Below are 19,735 nucleotides of genomic sequence, written 5' to 3'. Positions count from 1 at the left end.
AGGCACTCCCGGCAGCTGCATCACTCATCAAAAAACTATTACCATTCTTCCCCAGGATACTTCATATTCCAGGACTTCCTGAGCCGTGTCATGATTTCCATCACATCCCGGCTGTACGCCAGCTTCATGGCTGAGGCATCACCGCTCCTGACAGCCTCCTCCATGTCAATCATCTCATAGTAGAGGGCATTGGCAGTATCCCCTGCCTCCACCGGTGTCCTTGCCCCGGTCTCCGCATCCACAATCATCGCCTTGTCAGCCCGCGGATACTCCATAATCTCGATGTAGCCCTTCTCGCAGCTGATCATGGCACGCTTCGGCTGCTTGGAATGCATGGAAAGCGCCACCGTTGCCATCTGCCCCCTGCCGTTTTTCAGCAGGATAGCGGCCATCTCGTCAGAGCCTGTAGGCGAAGCCTGCCACTGGCTGATGATATCATCAGGCTTCTCCTCCATGAAGCTTCTGACGATGGAGAGGGCGTATACGCCGATATCCAGCATGGCGCCACCGGCAAGATTCATGTTGAAGAAGCGGTTCTTCATGTTGTATTCCTTGAAGCTGCCAAAGTTCATGGTAATCATCTGCACCCTGCCCAGGCTGCCTCCCTGCACGATCTCCCACAGCTTCTTGTAGACAGGCATATGCCAGATGGTCATGGCCTCCGCCAGCACCAGCCCCTTTTCCTCTGCCAGAGCCATCATTTCCTCCAGCTCCCGGCTGTTCAGGGTAATGGACTTTTCCACAAAGAGGTGCTTGCCATGCTCCAATGCCTTTTTCATGAAGCCGTAATGGGTGTTGTGAGGACTGGTTATATAGATGATGTCCACTGCATCATCCGTGAACATGTCATCAATGCTGTCGTAGACCTTGCTCACGCCGTACCTGGCTGCAAAGTCCACCGCCTTCTGATGGGTGCGGTTGCCTACTGCATACAGGTTCTTGCCCATCTTCTGCAGGGCCTCTGCCATCTGATTGGCAATTACCCCCGTGCCCAGCACCGCCCAGTTCAAATTTTCCTTTGCCATAAAAAACCTCCTAACAAAGCTTCGAAAAAATACCTCGTCCTCCCATATTTTCCATGGCTATATTATATACTATCCCAGCCGCTTTTGCATGGTTTATTTTTAGGAACGGCAAAGGAGGCTTTGTATTCCTGCACACTTCATTCAGATTGTTATCATTTATTTCTTTTATAATAAACGCATAGGATTATTTAAAATTACTATGCTGTTTTTCTATTATATTATTGCTATAAACTATAATAAGTAGTAAAATAAATCTATCACGGAATTTGTTATACAAATTAGCCAAAAATCTGAGGAGGGAAATATTTATGTTCAAGAGGATTCTCATCGCCAACCGGGGCGAAATTGCCGTCCGCATCATCCGTGCCTGCCAGGAGCTGGACATTGAAACAGTTGCCGTGTATTCCGAGGCGGATGCCAACGCCCTGCATGTGCAGCTAGCTGATCTTTCCTACCCTATCGGCCCTTCCGATGCCTCCGAAAGCTACCTGAACATGGAGGCCATCCTGCGGGCAGCCAGGGAGACAGGCGCGGATGCCATTCACCCGGGCTACGGCTTTCTCTCCGAAAACGCTGATTTTGCCGACATGGTCACCAAGGCAGGCCTCACCTGGATAGGCCCCCTGGCTGTCACCATCCGCCAGGTAGGCGACAAGGATGTGGCAAGGGCTGCCATGGAGCCGTCCGGCATCCCTATGGCAAAGGGCAGCGAGCCCCTGACCGACTACGAGATGGCCATGGAGTCCGCCAAGGAAGTAGGCTATCCTGTCATCCTGAAGCCGGTATCCGGCGGCGGCGGCAAGGGCATGTTCGTGGCCCACAACGCCAAGGAGCTGACGGATATCCTGAACGTAGTTGACCTGGAAAAGACCAAGTTCTACTTCGAGCATTACATCGAGCGTTCCCGACACATCGAGGTGCAGATTGTGGCGGACAACTACGGCTCCATCATCCATCTGGGGGAGCGTGAATGCTCCCTGCAAAGGCGCAATCAGAAGCTTCTGGAGGAATCCCCTTCCATCGCCCTCACCGATGCCATGCGTGAAGAAGTGGGGCTCCTGGCCATCAAGGCAGCCAAGAGCGTCCACTACACCAACATCGGCACGGTGGAATTCCTGCTGGATTTGTCCAACAACCAATTCTACTTTATGGAAATCAACCCACGCATCCAGGTGGAGCACGGCATCACGGAAGCTGTTACCGGCATTGACCTGGTGCGCACCCAAATAAGGATTGCCGCCGGGGAACCTCTTGAAATCTCCCAGAAGGATGTTGTTTTCCGGGGCCATGCCATTGAGTGCCGCATCAACGCGGAGGACCCGGACAAGAATTTCATGCCGTCCCCGGGCAAAATCACCAAGTGGCATGAGCCGGGCGGCCCAAGGGTGCGCTTTGACAGCGGCTTTACTTCTGACCTTTCCATTGAGCCTTACTATGACTCCCTGATTGCCAAAATCATCACCCGGGGGCGCACCCGTGGCGATGCTATCAAGATTATGGCCAGGGCATTGAAGGAATTCCAGGTAGAGGGCGTCAAGACCACCATTGCCCTGCACCAGCGCATCCTGGAGGATGATTTCTTCCGCACCGGCAATATTGACACCCAGTTTGTCAAGAACCGTCTGCAGGTCTATGAAACCACCCCTTCCAGGCGCTCCCTGAAGGAGCTGAAGACCTTCGCCACCAAAATCAACGAAATCAACTACGAAAACCTCCTCAATCTCATCAATTAACCACTAAAAAAGCAGGGATGCTGCACCTGCCCTATGGGCAAGCACAACATCCCTGCTCTTATTTTTTGCCTTTTTGCCATGCAGCAGCCTGCGTTGCTTTATTGCTGTTTTCAGCCCTGATACCACTGAATAATCGCCTGGGTTCCCTTATCCTCCATGCCCCGCTCTGCCAGCTGATCATAAAGCTCCTTGGCTTTTTTCAGCCCCGGCAGTTCCATGCCTGCTTCCTGGGCAGACTCAATGGCGATGCGCATATCCTTCAGGAAATGCTTGATATAGAAGCCAGGCTTGTCATCGCCCTTCAGCATGCGCCTGCCCAGATTGGAAAGAGACCAGGAACCGGCTGCGCCTGTCTCGATGGTCTCCAGCACCTTTTGGGCATCCAGCCCCATTTTCTGAGCGTAGGCAAGGGACTCAGCCACTCCCAGCATCCCGGCGGCAATGGCAATCTGATTTGCCATCTTAGTGTACTGGCCGGAGCCTGCACCGCCAAAGTAGTTGATAGTTTTGCCCATGGCCTGAAATACCGGCAGAAGCTCCTTAAAAGCTGCCTCGTCACCTCCCACCATAATGGCAAGGGTAGCATTCCTGGCTCCCAAATCGCCGCCTGACACAGGTGCATCCAGGGAGGCTACCCCCTTTTCCTTGGCAGCCTCGTACAGCTTCTGTGCCAGCTTCGGGCTGGATGTGGTCATGTCCACGATGTAGCCGCCCTGTTTGGCAGACAATACACCCTTTTCACCCAGATAAACGCTTTCCACATCCCGGGGATACCCTACCATGGAAATGACCACATCCACCCCTGCCGCCAAAGCTGCCGGTGTGTCCTGCCACTTCATGCCCATATCCAGAAGCTCCCGTGCCTTCTCCTTTGTCCTGGTGTAGACAGAAACTTCAAAGCCTGCCTCGTGCAGATGCCTTGCCATGCTGCTGCCCATAACCCCGGTGCCGATAAACCCGATTTTTTTAAGTGCCATACTATATTCCCCCTCTATTTTCTTCCTTGCAGCCCCAACTTCAGGGCAAAAATATACAAGCCTTATAACGTCTCTCCTGCCAGATGAAATCCCCATGTCACCCTCCCTTGCTACCTACCATTATAGTAGCATTACGTTCTATTGTCCACATTTGGAAAATTTCAGTTTGTCGTAGTGGTTATTCGTTACTTCGTGCATATACTGATAGAAATAGTTTGGTAGTTCGTGGACTCTGTTCAGACATTTAAAAGGGACAGGTAGCGGCAGTACCCATAGAAAACTCGCTCTCGCTCTTAGCACAGCCTCGCGCTTCTAAGCTCCTGCGTCGCTTACGCTCGCACTCGCTAAGAAGCGAGGCTGCACTCAAGGTTTTCTTTGGGTACATGCCGCACCTGTCCCTCTTTTTGTCTGAACAGATATGCGCATAATAATCCAACTGCATTCAATTAGCATGCAACTGTAGCAACTAATTCTGACTTTACGAGCAAGCCTGAAAAAGGGGAGCCGGGAGACTGACGAAACTTGCAATTGCCAACCGTTGCATAACGTATAGTGCAAGTAAACAATTCTTCAGCCCAACTGTATAAGTTGCATGGGATAAACTGCTAACCTTAGCATAAGAATATAGTGACATGTAAACAAGCCTGTTTATAAGAGCAGGTTGCCTTGCATAGTTGTTGGCAGTAGCAGGTCTCGTCAGCTCCCAGCCCCCCTATTTCAGGCTTATTCGTAAAGCTGTATGGAGCACTATGGTAACAAATAATGTATGTGGTTCTGTCATTTTGTTTATATCTGTTCAGACAAAGAAAGGGATGAGTGAGGACAGTACCCATAGAAAACCTTTGTTGTGCCTCGTTACTTCATTCATCAGAGCCGCAGGCGATAGATGAATGTTAGTAACGCGAGGCACAACTAGGAGCGCGAGCGTGTTTTCTATGGGTAGCTGTCCCGCTCAGCCCATTTTTAATCTGAACAGAGTGCACAAACCAACAAAACTCATCCGTTAATGTTCCAAAAGTCTCGTACCTTCACGACGATAAACTGAAATTTCCAATTTATTTTGTTGCTGCCCGGATAATTGCCTCTGCCACTTCCTTAATGGTCTTTCTCTTTGCCATGCTATATTGCTGGATGCGGCGGAAGGCCTCCGACTCCGTGAGCCCATGAGCATCCATGAGAATCCCCTTGGCCCGGTCCAGCGTCTTGCGCATGGCCAGGGTATCCTTCACCTTGAACAGCTCATCTTCCAGCTGTTGCATTTCCTGATAGCGGGAAATCGCCACCTCCATAGCAGGAAAAAGATTGCTCTCCTGCACCGGCTTCACCAGATAAGCCAGCACCCCTGCATCCGTGGCACGCTTTACCATATCGCTCTGGCTGAAAGCCGTCAAAAGAAGCACCGGGGCAATCTTCTCCTCCGTAATCAGCTTGGCAGCAGTAATCCCATCCATCTCCGGCATCTTTATATCCAGTATGCAAAGATCCGGCTTCAGCTTCCTGGCCAGCTCCACTGCCTTTATTCCATTTACAGCCTCGCCCACTACCTCATGACCTGCTTCCTCCAGCATCTCACGGACATCCATGCGGATAACAGATTCATTATCGGCAATCACAATTTTCAAGGCTTTCATTCAATATTCTCCTCCCTCTGGATTTCGTGGTATCGTAATTTTCGCATGGGTTCCCTGACGGCTGAACAGCTCTATCTCGCCACCCATATCATCAGCCACCAGTGTCCTGATAATCTGCAAACCCAAGGACCGCGTCTTTGACAGGTCAAAATCAGCAGGCAGGCCGCAGCCATCATCATACAGCTCCAGCACATACCCATCCGCCGTTTCCTCCGTATGCAGCCCTATAAGCCCCCGGTCACGCCCCTCAAAGCCATGCTCAATGGAATTGAGGATAAGCTCGTTAATAATCACGGCAAGATTGCTGGCCGTGCGGGAGGGCAGCACAACCTCCGGCCCGTCAAAAGCCTGTTCTAGCTGAAAATCGCTGGAAACCATATTGGGCGCCACCGTATTCAGGATATTCCGCGTCACCTCGATGACCTTGATTTCCTCCGCATCCTGCTGGGACAAAAACTCGTGCACCACAGACATGCTCAGGATGCGGTTGGTGCTCTCCTGCAATGCCGACTTGACCTCCGGCATCTTGGAACGGCGCGCCTGCAGCCTCAGGAGGCTGGCAATGGTCTGCAAATTATTCTTCACCCTGTGGTGAATTTCCTGGATAACTGCCGACTTTATCTTGATTTCCCGTTCCTTTTTCCGCAGCTCCGACACATCGGACAAGAGCATAATCCGCCGCTGCAGGACTCCTGCTTCTTCCAGCTTGATATCTCGCTGCACCAGCACAATATCCCTGATCTGGATTTCACGTTCATAAGGGCGGCTGCTGTCTATGGTCTCCTTGTGCAGCATGGCACTCAGCTCCCTGTCTGACATGCGGCAGCCAATCAGGCTGGTAATCCCCAGGGAACGGTAGATGCGGGTTGCCGACAGATTGGCAAACACGATGCGGTTGCTGTGGTCGGCAATAATGATGCCGGTTCCCGGCGACATGGTACGGAACTGCTCCCTGTCCAGCCCCTTCTTGCCATGCTCCAGCAAAAACACAGCCGTATCCATCAACTGATGGTAGTTGCTGGAGGAAGCATAGCTATGGCCTGTCTCCATGCTCACCACACCGATAACCTCGTTGCCGGATTTGATGGGCTGCACATACATTTCAAGATTGATGCCAAAGCGCCATTCCCTCTGACCCTGAATGAACTTTCCCTTCTCAAAGGCAGCCGTAATCAGGGGTTCCTCCACGGCAGACACCAGCGCCCCTTCCCCGGTCAGCTCAATATCCGTAAAGAAAGTATGAGGCCGATAGTGCTTCAGAACCAAAAGCTTGGAGTCATCCTTCGTCCTGACATAGAGATACAGATAGGCATGAGCCAAATCCGCAATAAAAGGCAGGCAGGAATTCAGCCTTTTCAGCACCTCTGACTGCATAGCCGTCAAATTCGTATATTTGCGGCAAGCCGCTGTAATAGTCTCATTTTGAAATTCAGATAAATCCTGTGTATTAAGCTGCATACCTGCCGCCTCCTGTCCTGCCTGCTACAAATCCGTCAGTGCCAGCCCCGGCACTGCATTGAGATACAAATCAGAGTAAATGCCTGCCTGTGCCTGATAGTAGCCCCTACAGCCAATCATGGCCGCATTGTCGGTGCAGAGCAGCTTGTCAGGATAGCAGAAGCGGATTCCCTCACGGTCAGCCGCCTCCCTAAGCCGCCCCTCCAGGGAGCTGTTGGCAGCCACGCCTCCTGCCAGCACCAGAGTATCGCAGCCGGACTCCCTGACCGCGTCCATGGCCTTGGCGATCAGCACCTCAATGACTGTATTCTGGAAAGAAGCCGCCACATCTGCCTTATTGACAGGCAGATTTTTGCACTTCATGCTGTTCAGATAATTCAGCACCGCAGACTTCAAGCCGCTGAAGCTGAACTCATAATTGCCCTTTTCCTGCAAGGCCTTGGGGAAATCAATGGCATGGGGATCCCCTTCCTGCGCCAGCCTGTCAATCTGCGGACCGCCCGGATAAGGCAGCCCCATTACCCTGGCCACCTTGTCAAAGGCCTCCCCTGCCGCATCGTCCCTGGTCTGCCCCATGAGGGCGAAGGAATTATAATCCTTCACATGCACCAGGGAAGTATGGCCGCCTGAGACTACCAGTGCCATAAAAGGCGGCTTTAAATCAGGATGGCTGATAAAGTTGGCAAAAATATGACCTTCCAGATGATTGACGCCAATCAGCGGCACCCCCAGGGTAAAGGCAAGTGCCTTGGCGGCGGATACGCCTACCAAAAGCGCTCCTACCAGTCCCGGCCCGTAGGTTACAGCCACCTGGTCTATATCCGAAAGGCTTAGCCCCGCCTTTTGCAGCGTCTCGTCTATGACCGGCATAATATTCACAATGTGCTTTCTGGAGGCGATTTCCGGCACCACGCCGCCAAATTTCTGATGGACGGGAATCTGGGTGGAAATCACCAGCGACAGGACCTCCCGCCCGCCGCGCAAAACAGCTGCAGATGTTTCATCACAGCTGGATTCTATTGCTAGAGTAATTTTATTATCCATAAGTATCTCTAAATATCTCCACGTATCTTTAAATATCTACGACATAACGACTATCTCCGAAAAGCTCCGGCTAAAAAGGAAAAGAAAAAGGCTGCTGAAGTCTCTACAGCTTGGTATTCCACATGATTTCAGCCGCTTCTACAGGATTGGTGTAATATTTTGGACGCTGCCCCACGCTGCGAAAGCCCAGGCTGGTATAGAGATTGATTGCCACCTGGTTGGATGGGCGCACCTCCAGTGTCATGGAATCCACCCCCAGCTCCTTCACACGCAGGATGAGCTCATTCATCAGCCGCCTGCCAAGCCCCTGCCCCTGATAAGCAGGGTCCACCGCTACATTGGTGATATGCCCCTCGTTGGCAAGCACCCAGCAGCCGGCATAGGCCACAATCAAATCATCCCGTTCTGCATCCGTTGCCAGCAGGTAATAAGCATCCGTATGGGATGCCTCCTCCCAAAAGGACTGCCGTGACCAGGGCACCGGCATGCATGCCGCCTCCACCCTTGCCACGCCATCTGCATCATCCTGCACCATGCGGCGAAAAATAATACTGCTTTCATTGGGATTGCCATTCTTAGGATTCCCTGGCGCCCTTTCAGTTACTGCAGGCTTATTGCTCATGGCTGCACCTTCTCCTTTTCATTATCGGTGCCATGACGCTTTTCCCACAGCACCTCCGCCTCGGAGCGCCTGATGTACACCGGCTCCAAATCCATGACGGAATCCTCCCTGCCCTCCTGCTGCCGCCTGAGGGCTGCCATGGCCACATTGGCAGCACGGGGCATCAGCAGGTGCTGCGGCGGCAGCTGCACATTGGCTGGCAAATCCTCACGTCCTGCCAGTTTTTTCGCCACCATATCGCCTACTGCCATCACTGTCATCTGCTGGCTTGCACACAAGGCCAGTGCCTCATCTACGGAGTAAACCTGCACAGGGCTCACCTCCGCGAAGCCATCTCCCTGCCATGTATAGACCGCGCTGTACACATTTCCCTTCTGGGCATCGATAAAGGGTACCACGGCAATACCAGGCACCGGGTAATGCCATGCCAGCACCTCCGTAGTGGGAATGCCGAAAATCGGAATACTCAAACCGTAGGAAATCGCCTTGGCAGCTGCCAGCCCTATGCGCAGTCCCGTAAAGGAACCTGGCCCCAGGCTCACAGCCACCCCGGTCAGCTCCGCCTTTTTCACCCCTGCCAGCTGCAGCACCTTTTCTATATGAGGCAAAAGGGTTTCCGAGTGGGTTAATCTGGTCTGCACTGTCAGCTCGGCTAACAGTCTTTTTTCATCCGCCACAGCCACGCTGGAAACCATCGTCGCTGTATCTATTGCTAAAATTGGCAAAGCTTTTCCATCTCCTTATACACATCCTGCAGGGCACTACCTGCCAGCCTGAACACCAGCACACGCTCATCTTCCACATCAGTGCGCTGGATTTCCAGGGCAATATGGTCTTCCGGCAGGCACTCAGGGAATTTTTCCGCCCACTCTATCAGCACCAGGCCATCAGGGTTCTCCGCATAATCATAAAAGCCAATCTCGTCCAGCTCGTATTCCTGCTCCAGCCGGTACAAATCAAAATGCACCAGCGGCAGCCTGCCGTCCTCATACAGGTTCATCAGATTGAAGGTTGGGCTGGTAACCTCTCCCTGCACGCCCAGGCTGGCGGCAAGATTCTGCACAAACAAGGTCTTGCCAGCCCCCAAATCCCCATCCAGGCAGATAACAGTTCCCGGCCTCAGCACACCGGCAAGCCTTCTTGCCAGCTCCGCTGTCCTTGCAGGTGCATCAGATTTAAATTTAAACATTATTACGCTCCCATTTGCTCGCTAAAAATACATTCTTTTTCAATATAAAATTTTATCACAAATAATCCCCTATAGCAAAAAACTTGTGCAACCTGCACAAAAGAGATTTTCAGCTATTTCATTATGATAATTATTATCCATTACTATTTTTTATAAATTAATAATAAATAAAGCATACGCCAGAAAACTAAAGAAAAAGCCTTAAAAAGAAAAAATTTGCCAAAAAACAGGATTTTTCAAATTTGTGTCGAATTAGTATAATAAGGTCCATAGAGATAAGGACAAAACAGTGTTGTGTGTATCATATAGGAGGAAAAAGTTATGAAAAAGTTCGTATGCACCATTTGCGGTTATGTTCATGAAGGCGATGCTGCTCCTGAGAAGTGCCCTATCTGTAAGGCAGGCGCTGACAAGTTCAAGGAGATGGAAGGCGAGATGCAGCTGGCAGACGAACATCGTCTGGGCGTAGCTCAGGGTGTTGACCCGGAGATTATCGAGGGGCTCCGCGAGAACTTCAACGGCGAGTGCTCCGAGGTAGGTATGTATCTGGCTATGAGCCGCGTGGCTGACCGTGAGGGCTATCCTGAGGTTGCCGAGGCTTTCAAGCGCTATGCTTTTGAGGAAGCTGAGCATGCTGCCAAGTTTGCTGAGCTCCTGGGCGAGGTGCTCACCGACAGCACCGAGAAGAACCTGTCCATGCGCAAGGATGCAGAGTTCGGTGCCACCGAAGGCAAGAAGAAGCTTGCTGTTAAGGCAAAGCAGCTGAACCTGGATGCTATCCATGACACCGTGCATGAGATGTGCAAGGACGAAGCTCGCCATTGCAAGGGCTTTGCCGGCCTCCTGAAGCGTTACTTCGGTAAATAATCAATTTGCTTCCCTTAAAATTTCCACATATATCCCATTAATTTCCAAAAAAGAGGATGGCAATCCCTGCCATCCTCTTTTGCTGTGCAAAATTATATAAAATTACCTGTCAATTACCTGCCGACCTTTGCGCAAAATCACCTGCTATCTGTTCATTTGCCCAGATTAGCAGGGCCAAAGCCGTAGGGCAGCAGCTCCCCCAGGGCAAAATCAGCCACGCTGCCCTTGCCATCTGACAGGATAATCCGGAAGCTGTCCGGCTGGCAGAATTCCATCATCACCTGACGGCAGACACCGCAGGGAGCACACATTTCCTCCGGCTCCTGCCCTTCCGGGGCACCTGCAATGGCAATCCTGTCAAATTCTCTTTCACCCTCGTACACTGCCTTAAAAAAAGCCGTACGCTCCGCACAGTTAGTGGGGCCATAGGCGGCATTTTCAATATTGCAGCCGTGATAAACCTTGCCCTCCTTTGTCAAAAGCGCCGCCCCTACCTGAAAATGGGAATAGGGCGTATAGGCATGAAGCCTTGCCTTTTGGGCCTCCTGAAAAAGCTCCTCATTGGTCAATATCTCCACCCCTCTTCCTGCTTCATCAGCTTCACCAGGCGGCTGGTGCCCAGCCTGTCCGCTCCCAGCTCTATGAATTTCTCCGCATCAGCAAAGGAGGAAATACCGCCTGCGGCCTTTACCTTAACATTGGGACCTACATGCTTTCTCAGCAGGGCTACATCCTCAAAGGTGGCACCGCCGGTAGAAAAGCCCGTAGATGTCTTAATATACTCCGCCCCTGCCTCAGTCACCAGATGGCAGGCACGAATTTTTTCCTCCTCTGTCAAAAGGCAGGTTTCAATGATGACCTTGACCAGCTTGCCCCGGCAGGAATCATGTACCATCATGATTTCCGCCTGCACCTCCGCATCACGATGTGCCTTCAGCAAGCCAATGTTCAGCACCATATCTATTTCGTCTGCACCATCCTGAACGGCAGCAGCCGCCTCAAAGGTCTTGACTGCCACCGTGCTGTAGCCATTAGGAAAACCGATTACCGTGCAGATAGGCAGCAGTCCCTCCACCTGTTCTGCCGCCTGCCTTACATAAGCCGGCGGAATACATGCCGAAGCCGTGCCATAGTGCAGCGCATCATCCAAAACCCGACGTATATCCTCCCAGCCTGCCGTCGGATCCAGCAACGTATGATCAACCCTTGCCAGTATATCCTTCTTATCCATCAGCCAACCTCATTTCTATATCATCATACTACAAATTTCCTATCAATCATGCCAGGCAATCCAGCAGGGATGTACCGATGGTTCCCTCCGGCATGGCCACCCCGAAATTATCTGCAATAGTTGCCCCGATAACGGCAAAGGTATCGCAGTCCGGCAACTCTCCATGCCCTTTCATAGAAGGGGAATAGGCCAAAAACGGCACATCCTCCCTGGTGTGATCCGTCCCCCGGAAGGTAGGATCATTGCCGTGGTCAGCAGTCAGAATCAGCAAATCATCATCACGGAGCAGAGGCAACAGCTGCCCCAGCCTCACATCAAACCGCTCCAATTCCTCAGCGTACCCCTGCACGTTGCGCCGATGTCCCCACTGGGCATCAAAATCCACCAGATTAACAAAGCACAGGCCTGTAAAGTCCCGTCCGGCAAGCTCTATGGTCTGCTCCATGCCATGCACGGAGCTTTTTGACTTGTTGGACTCGGTAATGCCCTCCCCGTCAAAAATATCCGCAATCTTTCCCACGGAAATCACATCGTACCCGGCCTCCTTCAGAGCATTCAAGACAGTGGCGCCATAAGGCTTCAAGGCGTAGTCATGCCGGTTGCTGGTGCGCCTGAACTCCCCCTTTTTCCTGCCTACATACGGCCGGGCAATCACCCTGCCCACCTTCCACTCGTCCCGCATGGTCAGCTCCCTGGCAATCTCGCAGCAGCGATACAGCTCATCCAGTCCGAAGGTTTCCTCGTTGCCGCAAATCTGCAGCACTGAGTCAGCCGAGGTATAGACAATCATGTGCCCTGTGGCAATTTCCTCCTCCCCCAGCTCATCCAGGATTGCCGTGCCGCTGGCACTCTTGTTGCCGATAATCACCCTGCCGGTGCGCCGGGACAGCTCATCTATCAGCTCCTTGGGAAAACCGGTTTCCGTAAAGGTCTTGAAGGGGGTGGTAATATGCAGCCCCATCATTTCCCAATGGCCGGTCATGGTATCCTTGCCATTGCTTGCCTCCCGCAGCCTGGCATAGTAGCCGAGAGGCTTTTCTGCCGCCCGGATATGGGGCAGCCTGTGCACATTTGCTATGCCCAGGCTCTGCAGGTGGGGAATTTTCATCCCCGGCACCTGCCGTGAAATATGCCCCAGGGTATCCGCCCCGGCATCGCCAAAGGCCTCAGCGTCACCGGCAGCACCTATGCCTACAGAATCCAGCACAACAGTAAAAATACGTTTATACTTTTTCATCCTACAGCACCTCTTTAAATAAAACTCATGCCACTGTATTTTTCTGGCAGCATCAGAACAGTGCCACCAAGCCGCACAGCATGGCACTCAAAATACTCAGGAGAGCACCGCCTATCATCCCCCGCAGCACCAGCTGGGAAAGCACGCCCTTCTTGCCAGGGCACAGGGCACCGATGCCGCCTACGCAAATAGCCATGCTGCCCACATTGGCAAAACCTGCCAGAGAAATAGAAGCCATCATGGCAGTCCTGGCATCAAGGGTTCCAATAAAGGAGCCCAGATTGCTAAAGGCTACAAATTCGTTGAGGGCTATCTTCTGCCCCAGCAAGGTTCCCTCCTGCAAGGCGGCCGCACCATCAAAGCCCATAAGATAGCCAAAAGGCGCAAATATATAGCCGAAAATAATCTCCAGGCTCAGCCCGGCAAAACCGAGAATCATATTGAGCAACGCTACCAGGCCGATAATGGCAATCAGGGAAGCTGAAATACCGATAACTATGGTTACACCCACGGAAGCACCGTTGATAACCGCCTCTATAGGGCTGCTGTTGCTTCCCTTGCCATCAATAGCCAGCTCATCCAGACTTTCAGCTGTTTCCACCTCAGGCAAAATAATTTTGGAGATGAGAATACTGCCCATGCCTGCAACCAGAATAACAAGAATTTCGCTCCTGGTCATGTGTCCAATATACCTGCTGATCAAAACAGGGCTGCTGGTCTGCCCCAAAAACATATTAGCTGTGGCAATAAAGCTCTCCGTTTCCGTAGAGCCAATCAATTTCCTGACCACCCAGCCCAATTTTTTGACCACAAAACCGATGACACCCAGATAATACAAAAGCTCTACCAGGCCTGATACGAAAATAATATTTGCCAGTGCCTGAACGACAAATATAAAGCCCTTGGAGCTATCTGCCAAATCGCCAAAAACAAAGGCTACGCCGTCCTTGCCGCTGTTCACCACGGCAGTCACGCCATCAGATAGCACGGCAATCACCTGCTGCCCCACAGGCACCTTGACGATAAAAATCGCCAGCAAAAACTGAATGGCCAGAGCCTTGCCTACCAGCCGCCAGTTGACATCCCTTCTGTGCCATGACAAGAGCCAGCACAGGCCGATAACCACGACAATGCCCAGCAAATTCATTGCAAGCTGCATAAAAAATTCCCTCCGATCAGCCCTGTACGGCCTTTTCCTTGTCCGCCGCAATCAAAAGCCTGATGGCTTCCACAGCTACCTTAATAGCCGACTCAGTATCATGCACAATCGGATTTTCCATGCCCAGGGCATCCCTTTCCTGGTTGCCCACCACCAAAAAATCAGAACCGCAGCGCACCTTCAGATGGCTTGCCACAATAAACAGAGCGGCTGACTCCATCTCCGATGCCTTGCAGCCCAGCCGCTTCCAGGCTTCCCACTTGTTCAGAAGCTCATAGCTCACCGGCATAATCTGCGGATCATGCTGCCCATAGAATGCATCCTTGCACTGCACAACTCCGGCATGGTAATTCAGCTGCAAATTCTTGCAGGCCGCAATCATGGCATTGGTAATATCCAGATCTGCAATAGCAGGAAATTCAATAGGAGCATATTCCTTGCTGGTACCCTCCATGCGGATGGCACCTGTTGCCACTACAATATCTCCGCCCTTGACATCCAGATCGATGCCGCCACAGGTTCCCACCCTGAGGAAGGTATCCGCGCCACACTTCACCAGCTCCTCCATGGCGATGGAGGCAGAAGGCCCGCCTATACCGGTGGAGGTAACGCTGACCTTTTCACCATTCAGATAGCCTGTATAGGTAACATATTCCCGATTGTCAGCCACCAGCTTTGCATCCTCAAAATGCTGGGCAATCTTGGCACTGCGCTTCGGATCCCCCGGCAAAATCACATATCTCCCCACATCCCCCGGACGAATCTGCAAATGATACTGCAGCCCTGCTTCACCTGAATAATTCTGCATGATAAACTCTCCTTCTAAAATCTAAAACTTCCTCTAAAAACATACCAAGGATGACCATTCCCCTATTCTGAAATCACCTGTGACAGCTTCTCCTGTATGAGCCGGTATTGCCCCGCATCTACCATCAGCACGCGGCCTTGCCTGCTGACAAGTCCCTCCCGCCAAAGTTTCTGCACCGCCCGGGTAATGGTTTTTACACTCAAGCCGGTAAAATCCGACAGCTCCTGACGATTGTTAGCCAGGCGCAGGACTCCATCCACCGCCTCCAGCTCATACATGGTCTTCAGCAGCATGGCCAGCCTGTCCGCCCCCTGCAAGAACAAAAAAGCCCGTACCTTGTACGTCTGCTCCAGCAGATATTCCCCCATGAGCCTGGCTTCCTGTGCCAAGGCGCTAATATCTGTGTTCAGCCATTTGGCAAACTGAATTTTCGGTATTTTCAGCACAATGCAGTCTGTTAGTGCCTGCAAGGAGGTCTGATACCTCTCCAGCCCTATCAGAAATTCCATGCCGCCGTAAGCATATACCCCGACAGAAATCATGTAGTCAAAGGCCATACCATAAATCCTCATGTCTGTCCCCTTAATTACCCCCTTAGCTATAAAATACATGGTATCCACCGGATCTCCTTCCCGAAGGAAGATTGTCCCTTTCTGTATTCTTTCTACAGATACGCAGTCTATCAACCATAATGGAGCATTTTGAAAATAAATATAAAACTTTTTACGCCTCTCCAGGTCAGTTTCCCGTAAAAAAGGCCACACACTGTCTAAATATTCACTACTTATCATATTGTCATCCTTATAAAAACAAAAAAATCACTTGCGCGCGTTTGGTTTATCTTGTTTTTAATCGATTGTAGGTATATTATATGCTCTATAATACCAAAGAAAAAGGCCACCTGTCCCTTTTGGGATTATTTTATTATATAATTTCTAAAATGACAACAAAAAGTAGAACTTTCATATTAATGAGCTTGAACCCCTTGTGGCAAGTAACCATAGGTAAGGTCCTGAAACTTCCATGAAAAATAAAATAGCCACTGTGGCATACATATATTGTACACAGCGGCTATCATCTCATTATTCTACTTATCTACACGTTCAAACCTATACTTTTGCTTCGCATACGGGTATTTTGCGGTATCAGTCTCACTCATGAACATTTCCAAAGGCCTGCAATAAACCTTGAACGGCGCATACAATTGCCTATATACTACCAGCATTTTTCCATTTTCCGTATGTTCGGCAATATCAATGATTAAGTATGGGTTGTTTTTAAAGTGATTCCAAATTTCGCCAGGACGTGGCAATTCTCTATTCATAATTTTTTCCTTTTTCCTTAAATACAGTTTGAGTGAATTCTTCAAGGGAGTTTGTATACATGAAATGCACAGCACCAATTGCTAATATCAAAAATACTATTATGAATACAAATGTCCAAAGCAATCGTGCTGTTTCGTCAAATATTTTAAAGTAAGTTATAAGATCTGTTGTTTGATTGACTAGCATCCCTATCAAAAAGCTGATTACAATAGCATTCAGAACTGTCTGCTTTAACGCTTTGATTTTTTCTGAGAACCTGCGCAAAGCAATTTCATTAGCTTTCTGCTGATTAACATCTTGTTTTAGAGAAAGAAGCTCCGCTCTATAATCATTGAAAAATTCCTTTTTCAACTCATTTTTCAACCCCTCAGCTACAGCTTCTTTGTATTCAGCGGGAACTTTATTGTCTATATCCAAATACTTTTGTATGAATTCATCTAATTTTCTTCCCATAGTTATTCTCCCAAAATGCCATTTACATATACCATAATTTCAGGCCTTGTATTATTTACATCAGGGATGATAAACTCATTTTCATTTTGGTACTGAGCCGAGGTTTTATTCTTATACAAATTTTTTTTGTCTAATGCACCATATACCTTTTCAAAAACAATTTGTCCAATACTGGTACCAGGGTATATCTTCAGAATATTTGGAGTTACATTCAGCAGTCCATAATAAATATACCCTGAGAATGAAGGGTTAAAGTGCTGGGGTGTTAAAATCAGTCCTAATCTTGACAAGGTGGTTCTTGGACGGGCATACGCTGCTATATCATCAGGCAATGTATACTTTTCTCCAGACTTAACCAGCATATACTCATTTGGCTTGATTAAATATCCATCCGTAATATCAATTTCACAATATGTCAATTTTATATTTTCTTTGTCATTCAAATCAATAGGATCGCTTAATCTGTTAAAAACTCGTGCAATATTGCCAGCCGTTATATCATACGACACTGACTGGAGATTGCGTTCTTCAAACGGTGTAATCATCCCATCTTCCTTAGCAAGCTTCTTAATCTCCTGATCTGATAAGAGCATCCTAATCCCCCCTGAAAATTGAAAGCTCCACCCAAATAGCTATAGCCTAAAGATTATGGCTATATACTTTTAATCTTATCATTTTGAACCTTTTTTGTAAACAAATCTATAACAACTAAGTTTAAACAATTTTAATTTTAGTATGAACAGATCTGAAGCAAGTTTTATATGCAAGCTGGAAAAAGGAAACATCTCGCCCGGCGAACATCTCAAAAGAAACTATCATAAAATATATCGAACGCTATCACAGAGAGATAGAAGCATATACCATTCCAAATTTGAAAGGAATAATTGCAGCTTTTATCAAAAAAATAACGATATCCAACAGCAATATCACTGTTAAATACCGTTTTAAACCAACCCTGAGCCGGATTGATAAGTTTGACCTTTATGGTGCGCTCGGCGGGAGTCGAACCCACGCTTTCAGCTCCGGAGGCTAACGTCCTATCCACTGGACTACGAGCGCACATTTTTACCGCCTCATACAGGCGACTAGGATATTATAGCATTAATCTGAAATTTTTACAAGCAGAAAATCCACTTTCTCATAGAATTACTTTTCTAGTATATAACCATCTGCATGGCAGAATTATTTTGACAGCCGTTTCTTCATTGCCATGGTCAGGAAAAAAATCACGGCTGACACCACTACAATGGTAGCACCTGCCGCCATATTGCAGTAATAGGCCGCCACCAGCCCGGTAACGCCGGAAAGCATGGCCGATGCCACAGAAAAAAGATGATACTGCTTGACGCTGGCAGCCACGTTCCGCGCTGCCGCAGCAGGCAGAACCAGCAGTGAGTTGATAATCAAAAGCCCTACCCACTGGATGCTGATGGCAACCACCACTGCTACCATCGCTGCAAAAACGCCTTCCACAAGGGTAGAAGAAATTCCCCGGCTCCTGGCAAAGGACGCATTGATGCTGACAATCATCAGCCTGTTGAACAAAATCCCCCAGGTCACAAAGACCAGCACCAGCACCACTGCTAAAGAACCGATTTCCTCCGGAGTAATACTGAGAATATCGCCAATCAGGTAGCTGGCGTATTTGTTGAAGCTCCCCCCATAGGACATCATCATCAGGCCTGCCGCAATTCCCACTGAGGAAAACACGCCAATTATGGTATCAGTAGAGGCAGTGCTATGATTTTTTATCCAGGTAATCAGCAGGGCAAAAACTATGGAAAACAGCAGCAATGACTGCACCGGGGAAAAAATCCCCAAAATCGCACCGATGGCAAGCCCCGTAAAAGCTCCATGTCCCAAAGAATCAGAAAAAAACGCCATGCGATTGGATACAACCATGGTACTCAACAGCCCAAAAAGCGGAGTAATCAAAAGCACTGCCAGCAGGGCATTTTTCATAAAGTCATAATGCAGCCAGTCAAAGGGAAGGGCAGACAATATGCCGTAAATCGTTTCCATCATCTACCATCTCCCTCTTGACCGACATCATAAATATTGCCATCACCACTACCAAAGCCAGCATCGCTTTTGCTAATGCTTCCACAATCACAATCGCAGCTGCAGCCTTCACCGACGGATTTTTTCCTGTGGGGCAGCCACTCGAAGCCAGTTCCCCTGTCCCGTGTGCCATCACCTGCCAGCATACCGAAGATTTTGCGTGTTCTCCTGTCGCGAAATACCTCCTCCGGACTGCCACTGCACACCACGCCCTTGTTCATCAGCACCACCTGGTCCGCATGACGGGCCACCATGTTCAGGTCATGGGATACCAGGATAATCGCCATGTCCTCGTTGTTCTGCAAATCCTCCAGTATCTCATAAAAAATCTCTAAGCCGTTCTGGTCCACCCCGGATACCGGCTCGTCCAGAAGCAGCAAATCCGGCATGGGGTTCAGTGCCAGAGCCACCAGCACCCTTTGCAGCTCGCCGCCAGACAAGGCTCCCAGCGTGCGGTCAATCAGCTCTGCCGCCTTGACACGCCTCAGACTCTCCAAAATTCTCTGGCGATTGTTTACAGGCAGCAACCATACCGGGCGGTTGCTTAGACAGGCTGCAAACAAATCCTGCACCGTAATGGGCGCACTAACATCAAACTTCAGATACTGGGGCACATAGCCTATAACCGGGCTGCCGGTGTGCTTGCCCTTGGCATCCGTATACTTCAGCTGCCCCGTATGGGGAACCTCCCCTAGGATGGCCCGCAGCAACGTGCTTTTCCCGGCGCCATTAGGCCCTATGATAGCCGTTAGCTGGCCACAATGCACATGAATATTTACATCCTCAAAAATCACCAGATTGCCAGCCCTTACCCCGAAGCTCTCAATCCGCGTACAGCACAGCTTCGTGCAATCGCTCTGGGAGCTGGCATGATGAAACAGTTTTCTCAACATTATCTACACCTACAAAAATAAT

The 19,735-nt window shown here is 49.9% G+C and carries 21 protein-coding genes and 1 tRNA gene; 2 read left to right on the top strand and 20 right to left on the bottom strand.

What is annotated here, in order from left to right:
* Window positions 1-38 precede the first annotated feature (38 nt).
* A complete protein-coding gene (locus tag FYJ84_RS08350; protein WP_154407140.1) occupies window positions 39-1,025 on the bottom strand; it encodes a Gfo/Idh/MocA family protein in 987 nt (328 codons plus the stop codon).
* A 308-nt stretch (window positions 1,026-1,333) separates the two neighbouring features.
* Between FYJ84_RS08350 and FYJ84_RS08345 the strand changes: the two genes are divergently transcribed.
* Window positions 1,334-2,758 (top strand): acetyl-CoA carboxylase biotin carboxylase subunit, encoded by a 1,425-nt coding sequence (locus FYJ84_RS08345; RefSeq protein ID WP_154407139.1) that lies wholly within the window; start codon window positions 1,334-1,336, stop codon window positions 2,756-2,758.
* Between the two features lie 110 nt (window positions 2,759-2,868).
* On the opposite strand, the gene FYJ84_RS08340 is transcribed toward FYJ84_RS08345, so the two are convergent.
* From FYJ84_RS08340 to tsaE, 7 genes are all read right to left on the bottom strand, one after another.
* Window positions 2,869-3,753: an NAD(P)-dependent oxidoreductase gene (locus tag FYJ84_RS08340; RefSeq protein ID WP_405750205.1), complete on the bottom strand. Its 885-nt coding sequence runs from the start codon at window positions 3,751-3,753 to the stop codon at window positions 2,869-2,871.
* A gap of 1,037 nt (window positions 3,754-4,790) precedes the next feature.
* Window positions 4,791-5,366 carry an ANTAR domain-containing response regulator gene (locus FYJ84_RS08335; protein WP_154407137.1) on the bottom strand — a complete coding sequence of 192 codons (576 nt, stop codon included), beginning with the start codon at window positions 5,364-5,366 and terminating at the stop codon, window positions 4,791-4,793.
* Window positions 5,367-6,824 (bottom strand): histidine kinase N-terminal domain-containing protein, encoded by a 1,458-nt coding sequence (locus FYJ84_RS08330; RefSeq protein ID WP_154407136.1) that lies wholly within the window; start codon window positions 6,822-6,824, stop codon window positions 5,367-5,369.
* Between the two features lie 24 nt (window positions 6,825-6,848).
* Window positions 6,849-7,868, bottom strand: coding sequence for a tRNA (adenosine(37)-N6)-threonylcarbamoyltransferase complex transferase subunit TsaD (gene tsaD / locus FYJ84_RS08325; RefSeq protein ID WP_154407135.1), 1,020 nt, complete (start codon window positions 7,866-7,868; stop codon window positions 6,849-6,851).
* 103 nt (window positions 7,869-7,971) lie between these two features.
* Entirely contained in the window at window positions 7,972-8,490 is a 519-nt protein-coding gene (gene rimI / locus FYJ84_RS08320; protein WP_154407134.1) for a ribosomal protein S18-alanine N-acetyltransferase, read from the bottom strand.
* Entirely contained in the window at window positions 8,487-9,215 is a 729-nt protein-coding gene (tsaB, locus tag FYJ84_RS08315; protein WP_154407133.1) for a tRNA (adenosine(37)-N6)-threonylcarbamoyltransferase complex dimerization subunit type 1 TsaB, read from the bottom strand. The genes rimI and tsaB overlap by 4 nt, the downstream gene beginning before the upstream one ends.
* Complete coding sequence (gene tsaE, locus FYJ84_RS08310; protein ID WP_154407132.1) at window positions 9,203-9,679, bottom strand: tRNA (adenosine(37)-N6)-threonylcarbamoyltransferase complex ATPase subunit type 1 TsaE; 477 nt, start codon at window positions 9,677-9,679, stop codon at window positions 9,203-9,205. Before tsaE ends, tsaB begins: the two co-directional genes overlap by 13 nt.
* Before the next feature lie 321 nt (window positions 9,680-10,000).
* On the opposite strand from tsaE, the gene FYJ84_RS08305 reads away from it, so the two are divergent.
* Window positions 10,001-10,546 carry an NADH peroxidase gene (locus tag FYJ84_RS08305; RefSeq protein ID WP_154407131.1) on the top strand — a complete coding sequence of 182 codons (546 nt, stop codon included), beginning with the start codon at window positions 10,001-10,003 and terminating at the stop codon, window positions 10,544-10,546.
* A 152-nt stretch (window positions 10,547-10,698) separates the two neighbouring features.
* Here FYJ84_RS08305 and cdd read toward each other — a convergent pair whose 3' ends face one another.
* The 12 genes from cdd to FYJ84_RS08245 all read right to left on the bottom strand — a co-directional run bounded on the left by cdd (window position 10,699) and on the right by FYJ84_RS08245 (window position 19,713).
* On the bottom strand, window positions 10,699-11,115 hold the full coding sequence (cdd, locus tag FYJ84_RS08300) for a cytidine deaminase (protein ID WP_154407161.1): 417 nt from the start codon (window positions 11,113-11,115) through the stop codon (window positions 10,699-10,701).
* Window positions 11,112-11,777 carry a deoxyribose-phosphate aldolase gene (gene deoC / locus FYJ84_RS08295; RefSeq protein ID WP_154407130.1) on the bottom strand — a complete coding sequence of 222 codons (666 nt, stop codon included), beginning with the start codon at window positions 11,775-11,777 and terminating at the stop codon, window positions 11,112-11,114. The genes cdd and deoC overlap by 4 nt, the downstream gene beginning before the upstream one ends.
* A 46-nt stretch (window positions 11,778-11,823) precedes the next feature.
* Window positions 11,824-13,014: a phosphopentomutase gene (locus tag FYJ84_RS08290; protein ID WP_154407129.1), complete on the bottom strand. Its 1,191-nt coding sequence runs from the start codon at window positions 13,012-13,014 to the stop codon at window positions 11,824-11,826.
* A gap of 52 nt (window positions 13,015-13,066) precedes the next feature.
* Window positions 13,067-14,173: a NupC/NupG family nucleoside CNT transporter gene (locus FYJ84_RS08285; protein ID WP_154407128.1), complete on the bottom strand. Its 1,107-nt coding sequence runs from the start codon at window positions 14,171-14,173 to the stop codon at window positions 13,067-13,069.
* A 16-nt stretch (window positions 14,174-14,189) separates the two neighbouring features.
* On the bottom strand, window positions 14,190-14,981 hold the full coding sequence (gene udp, locus FYJ84_RS08280; RefSeq protein WP_154407127.1) for a uridine phosphorylase: 792 nt from the start codon (window positions 14,979-14,981) through the stop codon (window positions 14,190-14,192).
* Window positions 14,982-15,043: 62 nt separating this feature from the next.
* Window positions 15,044-15,772, bottom strand: coding sequence for a Crp/Fnr family transcriptional regulator (locus FYJ84_RS08275; RefSeq protein WP_154407126.1), 729 nt, complete (start codon window positions 15,770-15,772; stop codon window positions 15,044-15,046).
* Between the two features lie 296 nt (window positions 15,773-16,068).
* Window positions 16,069-16,305, bottom strand: coding sequence for a DUF1653 domain-containing protein (locus tag FYJ84_RS08270; RefSeq protein ID WP_154407125.1), 237 nt, complete (start codon window positions 16,303-16,305; stop codon window positions 16,069-16,071).
* A complete protein-coding gene (locus tag FYJ84_RS08265) occupies window positions 16,298-16,759 on the bottom strand; it encodes a hypothetical protein (RefSeq protein ID WP_154407124.1) in 462 nt (153 codons plus the stop codon). The genes FYJ84_RS08270 and FYJ84_RS08265 overlap by 8 nt, the downstream gene beginning before the upstream one ends.
* Window positions 16,760-16,761: 2 nt before the next feature.
* Window positions 16,762-17,352 (bottom strand): dCTP deaminase, encoded by a 591-nt coding sequence (gene dcd / locus FYJ84_RS08260; RefSeq protein ID WP_154407123.1) that lies wholly within the window; start codon window positions 17,350-17,352, stop codon window positions 16,762-16,764.
* A 391-nt stretch (window positions 17,353-17,743) separates the two neighbouring features.
* Window positions 17,744-17,818, bottom strand: a tRNA-Arg gene (locus FYJ84_RS08255).
* A gap of 123 nt (window positions 17,819-17,941) precedes the next feature.
* Window positions 17,942-18,781: a metal ABC transporter permease gene (locus tag FYJ84_RS08250; RefSeq protein ID WP_154407160.1), complete on the bottom strand. Its 840-nt coding sequence runs from the start codon at window positions 18,779-18,781 to the stop codon at window positions 17,942-17,944.
* Window positions 18,781-19,713, bottom strand: coding sequence for a metal ABC transporter ATP-binding protein (locus FYJ84_RS08245; protein ID WP_154407122.1), 933 nt, complete (start codon window positions 19,711-19,713; stop codon window positions 18,781-18,783). The genes FYJ84_RS08250 and FYJ84_RS08245 overlap by 1 nt, the downstream gene beginning before the upstream one ends.
* Window positions 19,714-19,735 lie beyond the last annotated feature (22 nt).

This window comes from Anaerovibrio slackiae, assembly GCF_009695585.1.
Classification (GTDB): domain Bacteria; phylum Bacillota; class Negativicutes; order Selenomonadales; family Selenomonadaceae; genus Anaerovibrio; species Anaerovibrio slackiae.
This window is presented reverse-complemented; position numbering and strand designations above follow the sequence as displayed.